The following is a 6,079-nucleotide window of genomic DNA, read 5'->3' as shown; positions in this document are numbered from 1 at the left end:
CGCCTACGACGCCTTCGGCAACCTGAGCCGCGAACGGCGGGGCGACCGCGTCACCGAGTACCGCTACGACAGCCAGCACCGCCTGATCGGCATCACCCTGCCGGACGGCCGCCACGCGGCCTACCGCTACGACGCCTTCGGCCGCCGCATCAGCAAGACCGTCGACGGCCACACCACCAGCTTCTTCTGGCAAGGCGACCAGCTCGTCGCCGAAAGCAGCCCGAGCCACTACCGCAGCTACCTCTACGAACCCGGCAGCTTCCGCCCGCTGGCCCTGCTCGACGGTAAAGGCCCGACAAAAACCTGCCCGTTCTACTACCAACTCGACCACCTCGGCACCCCGCAGGAACTCACCGACTACGGCGGCGAAATCGTCTGGTCGGCCCGCTACACGGCCTACGGCAAACTGCGCCAACTGACCCACGGCGGCGGCGAACAGCTCGAGCAACCACTGCGCTTCCAGGGCCAGTACTTCGATGCTGAGAGCGGGCTGCACTACAACCGCCATCGTTATTACCAGCCGGATAGTGGCCGTTATCTGACGCCGGATCCCGTGAAGCTGGCGGGTGGCTTGAATGCCTATCGCTATGTGCCGAACCCGACGGGGTGGGTGGATCCGTTGGGGTTGAGTGGGACTTGTCCGGGGGCGAATAAGGCAGGTTGCTTGGTGCCGGATGGTGTAGTTGATGCCGTAGTCGACCACGGTGAGCCGCAGTTGCCGAAAGTGACGAGGACGCAGCGGAGGGAGAAAATTGATGAGCTAGCGGAGGCGAATGCTAAGCGCCGAGTTCTTGAATATGAGAAAAAATACAAAATGCACACGGTTGAAAAGCACAGCTCAGAAATATCTGATGTTGCTCTCAAACAAAGGGCTATAAACGGAGCTAATCCTCACACGGGTAAAGTTCCGAAAGGCGCAAGCGGGAGTTTAAGTTCGCAGTTCAGCAATTGGCGTGTTCATTTAAATGCGTTGAATAAGGCAATGACTAGGGAAGGGTTGGGATTGAGTCCGCATACAGGGAAAGACCATAACAAGGATCCAATTGTAAGAATGGAGCTCCCAGGTGCTGGCCGAGGCTACCGACCGAACAAAAAAGACTCGAATAATCCGAAGTTGAACGAAGATCTGAATTGGTTTGAAGTAAAGTTCGATCAAGAAAATACAAAACGTCCCTATACAGGTTTTCCAGCGGAGAGAAGGTAATGTTGAGAGATCCGTTCGTAGACGAGGAATTTGAACCTGATTTGATGTGGTTTATTGGAGCATTTAATGTTTATGACCGTGAAGAAACACGGGGCATAGAGTTGGAGGTTTACGATCCTAATGACAAAAAAGACAGAGCAGAGCTAATTGGGAAGTACAGTTTGAATCTCGGGTGTTTGTCCTATAGGCATAAGCTTGTGCTGGTGGAGTCGTTAGCGGATAAATTGACTGATAAGAGCTTCGACTTCCAACGTCTGTTTGAAATCGACGAGGACCAAGCATCGAGTTGGCCTCGTAGTGAATGGTATGAGTTGGAGAACCCTCGAGAGTTTCTTCAAGACGTATATACATTGGCCCAGGAATTTTGGAAAGAAGACCTGCTCAAAGCAAGCCTTGAAGATCGGTCTACTTGGTAAAACCGCCGAAAAACAGCAAAATTTCCGGGCAAAGCCCTAGAAGACCTTCTTCAAGCTCTAGCGGTTTGCATGAACAGGTGCAAAGTGAGTTCCATGGTCTGGCCATTCGTAGTTCGATCGAGTGTGAATCTTTCATTCTCAGTGATTTTGCCTTGCTGTGCGCCATTCCGTTGCGGGATGGGTGTGATGTGTTGGATGTGGTTGGGCGGCGGTTGCGGGGGCTGTCCTCAGGGGTTTAGTGACGGATCAATGATGTCGGACATTTGAGTTGTCTGAGCGGGCGTCATCGCGGGCAAGCCATGCTCCCACAGGGGGACATGTCGTTCACAAAAATGACGTGCGACACGGACCTGTGGGAGCGTGGCTTGCCCGCGATGGCGTCAGCTCAGTCAGCGTTGTCCCGTCAGCCAGGCCCCTTCAGGCTCAGGCACCGCCAGGCTATCAATCACATGCACGCTGTAGCCCGGCACATTTTTCGCGTGGTGCTTGGCTTGTGACGCCATTTCTGCCAACTGGCTGGCATCGATTTCCCCACAGGCCTCGGGATGCAAATGGACCACGCCGATGGACAGGGACAGCAACGGGAATTCCTGGCGCACGCCCTGGCGGTTGGGGGCGATGAAGCAGCCGGCTTCCAGGTGTTCGCTGCGGTAAAAGCGTCGGCATTGGCTCTGGAAGTCGTCCAGTAGCTGGTTCAAACGTTTGCCCCAGTCTTCCGGACCGAGCACCATCAGGAAATCGTCGCCGCCGATATGGCCGACGAAGTCGCGGGACGGGTCGACGCGGTCGTTCAGGCATTGCGCCAGGCAGAGAAGGACTTCGTCGCCCCGGCCGTAGCCGTAGATGTCATTGAAGGGTTTGAAGCTGTCGATGTCGACGTAGCAGATCACCGATTCGCGCTTCTGTTGCAGTAGCCGCGTGAGGCATTGCTGGATCGGCACGTTGCCGGGCAGCAGGGTCAGCGGGTTGGCGTAGCGGGCTTGCTGGATTTTCAGTTCGGTAATCAGTTTCAGCACATCGATTACCCGGCCCAGGCCCAGATAGCTGCCGTTGAGGGTGATGATGAAATCTTCTTCGATGCGTTGCCGGGCGCGGCTGGTGATCAGGCGGCTGACCTGTTGCAGCGATTGGCTCATCTCGACGGCCAGGAAATCATCGTTCATCAGGCGGCTGATGGGCTTGCGGGCAAACAGGTCGGTGGCAAACGGCTTGAGCAAGGCGTCCGAAAGCGAATGCCGATGGACGATGCCACACGGCTGGCCTTGCTCGTCCAGCACCGCCAGTGAGTTGAGGTTGGCCTGACGGCGGAAAGCCTCGAGGACGTTAGCGGTCGGGGTATCGCGGCCCATCGCGGGCTGGTCGTTGAGCAGGGCACTGAGGTCGCTGGCTTCATCGTTCAGTACAACGGCGGTACTGTCCTGCCTCGGCATCAGGGTCCGGGCATCCCGGGGTGGATGTTCCTGAGGGCGGCAGAGCAGATAGCCCTGGACCAGATCGACGCCCATTTCCGTCAACACCGCCAGCTCTTCCGGCAACTCGATGCCTTCGGCGATCACCTGCGCCCGAGACGCCTTGGCGATCTGCAGAATCGAGCCGACGAATTCGCGCTTGAGGGCATCCTGGTGGATGCCATCGATGAAATGCCGGTCGATCTTCACGTAGTCCGGACGCAACTCGGACCACAGGCGCAGGCTCGAATAGCCCGCACCGAGGTCATCCAGGGCAATGGAAAACCCCATCGCCCGATAGTGATGCAGGGCGGTTTGCAACAACTGGAAGTCGTCGATCGGCGTTTGCTCGGTGAGTTCGATCACCACCTGGCTCGGCGGGATGCCGAAGTCCTGCAACAGTTGCAGGGTGCGGCCCGGCTGGTGCGCAGCTTCGAGCAGGGATTCCGGGGAAACGTTGAGAAACAGCTTGCCGGGTAGTTGCTGCTCGTTGAAACGTCGGCATGCGCTCTGCCGGCAGGCGATTTCCAGTTCACTCAAGCGGCTGGCCTGGCGGGCCACGGCGAACAACGCGATGGGGGAGTGCAGCGGACTATTGGATGGGCCACGGCTGAGGGCTTCGTAGCCAAGAATACGGCGTTCGGAGAGGCTGATGATCGGCTGGAACAAGCTGTGCAAACCGCCTTGAGTCAGGATTGAACTCAACGCACTCAGCTGTTCGGTTGTGGTCATGGCGATCTCTGGCGATAAAAAAAGGACTGGGCGGGCTCTTGGTAAAAGAGCACGCCCAGTCCTTTATTTCACGACAGAATGATGACTGTTTGATGAAGCTCCGGGGAGCATCAGCATTAAATTGCCATCATCTGGCTTGTAACCTCTTAGTGCTTGGCCACCGCGGTGTTGAGCTTGAGGTAGTCCAGCAGAATGCGCCCGGTCTCGCTCAGGTAGGCATCGTCTTCCGGCTTGGTCTTGTCCGGCTCGGCCGCCAGCGTGTCTTCGTCTTCTTTCTTCAGCTCTTTGAGTGGCTCTTCGCCCTTGGCCTTGCGACGGATGTTCTCCATGGCCAGTTGCTTGGCTTCGATGTCGGCGTGTTGGGCACGACGGTCGGCCTCGTTGAGGCTGACGGTTTTCTCCGTCATCAGCTTCTGCGCCAGGGCCAGTTTGTCGCGGATGAACACGAACTCCGCGTCTTTGGCCGTGCGCACGTCATGCTCGGACTTGAGCTGGGTGATGTATGGCTTGAACGGATCGAGCGCAGGCTTGATGGCCGCTTTGATGGTGTCCCACGGCATGGCTTCCGGCAGGGCACTTTCGCCGATTTCCTTGGTGTCGATGATCGACGGGTAATCGATGTCCGGCAGTACGCCCTGGTGCTGGGTGCTCTGGCCGGAAACCCGGTAGAACTTGGCCAGGGTCAGTTTCAGTTCGCCATGGTTCAGCGGCTGAATGGTCTGCACGGTGCCTTTGCCGAAGGTCTGGCCACCGATGATCAGTGCGCGGTGGTAGTCCTGCATGGCGCCGGCAAAAATCTCCGAAGCCGAGGCGGACAAGCGGTTCACCAGCAATGCCATCGGGCCTTTGTAGAACGCGCCCGGGTTTTCATCTTCCAGTACATCGACACGGCCATCGGCGTTACGCACGAGCACGGTCGGCCCTTTGTCGATGAACAGGCTGGTCAGCTCGGTGGCTTCCTGCAAGGAGCCGCCGCCATTGTTGCGCAGGTCGATGACTACGCCGTCGACCTTGTCTTTCTGCAACTCGGTCAGCAACTTCTTGACGTCACGGGTGGTGCTCTTGTAATCCGGGTCGCCGGCTCGGAACGCCTTGAAGTCCAGATAGAAGGCCGGGATCTCGATGATGCCGAGCTTGTAGTCCTTGCCATCCTGCTTGAGGTTGAGCACCGACTTCTTCACGGCCTGGTCTTCAAGCTTCACCGCTTCGCGGGTGATCGGCACGATCTTGCTGGTCTGGTCGTTCGGCGCATTGCTGGCCGGGATCACTTCCAGGCGCACCACGGTGCCTTTCGGGCCGCGGATCAGCTTGACCACTTCGTCCAGGCGCCAGCCCACCACGTCGACCATCTCTTTGTTGCCCTGGGCAACGCCGATGATCTTGTCGGCCGGAGCGACCTGCTTGGTCTTGTCCGCCGGGCCTGCCGGCACCAGGCGCACGACTTTCACCTGATCGTTATCGCTCTGCAACACGGCGCCGATGCCCTCCAGGGACAGGCTCATGTTGATGTCGAAGTTTTCCGCGTTATCCGGCGACAGGTAGTTGGTGTGCGGGTCGTAGGACATGGCGAAGGTGTTGATGTACGCCTGGAAGATGTCTTCCGCGCGGGTCTGGTCCAGACGCACCAACTGGTTCTTGTAACGCTTGGTCAGGGTTTCCTGGATTTGCTTGGAATCCTTGCCAGCGATCTTCATCCGCAGGACTTCATCCTTGACGCGCTTGCGCCACAGGTCGTCGAGTTCCGCGGTGGATTTGAGCCAAGGGGCGTCCTTGCGATCGATCAGCAAGGTTTCCTTGGTGGTGAAGTCGATTTTGTCGACGCCCTTGTTCAGCTCGGCAAGGGCGAAGTCCAGACGCGCCTTGACGCGGTCCAGGTAGCGCTTGTAGATGGTGAACCCGGCGTTGAGGTCGCCGCTTTTGAGGAAGTCGTCGAACTGGGTCTTCCACTTGTCGAATTCGGCAATGTCGCTGGCCATGAAGTAGCTGCGCGACGGGTCGAGCAGCTTGAGGTAGCTGTCGTAGATGATCACCGAGCGCGCGTCATCGAGCGGTGGTTTGCTGTAGTGGTGGCGCTTGAGCAACTCCACGACATTCAGACTGGCGATGACTTCGTCGCGATCGGGTTGAAGCTTGTCCCAGCTATTGGCTGCGAATGAACTGCCGGACAGCGGCAAAAGGCCGATACCGATGAAAAGGGTGAGGGCGGTGCTGGGGAACAAACGCTTCATGTTGATTCGACGCGGGGACAATTGATAACGCATATTAGGCCGTCTTTGAAG

4 protein-coding genes are annotated in these 6,079 nt (G+C 57.8%); 2 read left to right on the top strand and 2 right to left on the bottom strand.

Going from position 1 to position 6,079, the window contains the following annotated elements; genetic code table 11:
* Positions 1–1,204, top strand: a 1,204-nt coding sequence (locus BJ917_RS30275; protein ID WP_147432596.1) for an RHS repeat domain-containing protein, incomplete at its 5' end; no start/stop codon positions are given.
* Positions 1,204–1,620: a hypothetical protein gene (locus BJ917_RS30270; protein ID WP_121105949.1), complete on the top strand. Its 417-nt coding sequence runs from the start codon at positions 1,204–1,206 to the stop codon at positions 1,618–1,620. The genes BJ917_RS30275 and BJ917_RS30270, both read left to right, overlap by 1 nt.
* A 389-nt stretch (positions 1,621–2,009) precedes the next feature.
* Here the strand turns inward: BJ917_RS30270 and BJ917_RS30265 are convergent, their stop codons facing one another.
* Both BJ917_RS30265 and BJ917_RS30260 read right to left on the bottom strand, forming a co-directional pair.
* On the bottom strand, positions 2,010–3,800 hold the full coding sequence (locus BJ917_RS30265; protein WP_096509689.1) for a bifunctional diguanylate cyclase/phosphodiesterase: 1,791 nt from the start codon (positions 3,798–3,800) through the stop codon (positions 2,010–2,012).
* Positions 3,801–3,946: 146 nt separating this feature from the next.
* Positions 3,947–6,028, bottom strand: a complete 2,082-nt coding sequence (locus BJ917_RS30260) for a carboxy terminal-processing peptidase (RefSeq protein WP_177435624.1) — start codon at positions 6,026–6,028, stop codon at positions 3,947–3,949.
* Positions 6,029–6,079 lie beyond the last annotated feature (51 nt).

It is taken from the genome of Pseudomonas sp. WPR_5_2 (genome assembly GCF_003634475.1).
Taxonomy (GTDB): domain Bacteria; phylum Pseudomonadota; class Gammaproteobacteria; order Pseudomonadales; family Pseudomonadaceae; genus Aquipseudomonas; species Aquipseudomonas izuensis.
The sequence above is the reverse complement of the archived record's forward strand: the minus strand, read 5'-3'. Positions and strand labels throughout refer to the sequence as shown.